At 44.9% G+C, this 1,430-nt stretch carries 2 protein-coding genes; both read left to right on the forward strand.

Translation table 11 applies throughout. From position 1 onward, the window contains the following. Positions 1-588: AMP-binding enzyme (locus tag R7P67_RS24280; protein WP_318086247.1), on the forward strand; the 588-nt coding region annotated here is incomplete at its 5' end. A 195-nt stretch (positions 589-783) separates the two neighbouring features. Next, positions 784-1,266 carry a GNAT family N-acetyltransferase gene (locus R7P67_RS24285; RefSeq protein ID WP_318086248.1) on the forward strand — a complete coding sequence of 161 codons (483 nt, stop codon included), beginning with the start codon at positions 784-786 and terminating at the stop codon, positions 1,264-1,266. Positions 1,267-1,430 lie beyond the last annotated feature (164 nt).

Below are 1,430 nucleotides of genomic sequence, written 5' to 3' on the forward strand. Positions count from 1 at the left end.
GGTGAACCTGTTAAAGCCAATCAGCAAGGTTTTGTGGCGCTAAAACGTCCGTTACCGCCAAGCTGCTTACCAACCGTGTGGCGAAACCATGATCGTTTTGAAACGGGCTACCTAAGCCAATTCCCGGGTTACTATGTTTCTGGCGATGGCGGCTACCTTGATGAAGATGGTTACTTGTTCATCATGGGGCGAATTGATGATGTCATTAACGTGGCAGGTCACCGATTGTCCACTGGTGAAATGGAAGAGATCGTTGGCGGTCACCCTGCCATTGCAGAATGCGCGGTTGTTGGTATCCATGACGACCTGAAAGGGCAGCTACCACTTGGTTTCGTTGTGCTGAAAGATGGCGTGAAGGTTGATGAGTTAGCGCTAGAAGGCGAACTTGTGGGCAAGGTGAGAAATGAGATTGGCGCGGTTGCATGCTTCAAACACGCACTGGTTGTAGATCGCTTACCGAAAACACGTTCGGGTAAAATTCTGCGTCGAACCATCCGCCAAATTGCTGATGGAGAGCAATACACCGTGCCATCGACGATTGATGATCCAACGAGCCTGAATGAAATAGAGCGAGTATTACGACGCTAACAATTTATCGTCGTACTCAAATGAAACCCTGATCCTCGAACTCCGTAGTTTGGTTCTGCCTCTGTATGCCGATTTGTACAGGGGCTTTTTTGCGTCGGTGTTCCAGAAAACAATCGTGAGTAGGCGCTTTTGTGGCTTGCCAAGCCTATGTTTTCGCAACACACTATACGGACTCAAATTTTGGTAACCCTTAGTATGTCTGTATTTGTAATCAAAGCTGCGAGTTTTGATGATTTAGAAGTGCTCAACGATCTTATGTTCGATTTGCACGATGAGCACCATGTTCAATTCCCTGAATTGTTTAAAACTGCCGAAGAAATCGAGCAAGAGAAAAGCATTGCTCGTTACATCGATAATCCCGAGTGTTTGGTATATGTAGCGAAAGTCGGTGATGAAGTTATCGGTTTTGTCTCTGGTCACTTTTGTGAGTTAACTTCCGTTGTCAGCCAACCTGTGATGATGGGCAGTGTGGATGAGTTGTATGTGATGCCGGAATATCGAAAGCGAGGAACGGCTCAAGCTTTGCTCGATAAGATAGAATCTACCTTTATCGATTACGGCGCAACCCAGATGTTTGTTGAGGTTTGGAGTTTTAACCGCCAAGCACTCGCATTGTATGAAAAACAAGGTTTTGGGCATCATATTCACTGTTTGCGAAAGCCCTTAAATCCATCGTAATTAATACGTCTCGTTGACGGTAATTCAGTGACAGAAACCATGTGGAATTGAAATCATTCAGTTCATCAATAAACTTTTGCGTTTAAGTGGCTCGCAAGCTATGCATTTGCTACTCAACTTACATTGGTAACATTGAATTTGTCTGCTTGTTTTATAAGTAGCAC

This window comes from Vibrio sp. Vb0937 (assembly GCF_033338855.1).

What these genes read in the sequence shown, in the direction of transcription:
- R7P67_RS24285 (WP_318086248.1), top strand. Translation starts at nt 784, where the DNA reads ATGTCTGTATTTGTAATCAAAGCTGCGAGTTTTGATGATTTAGAAGTG.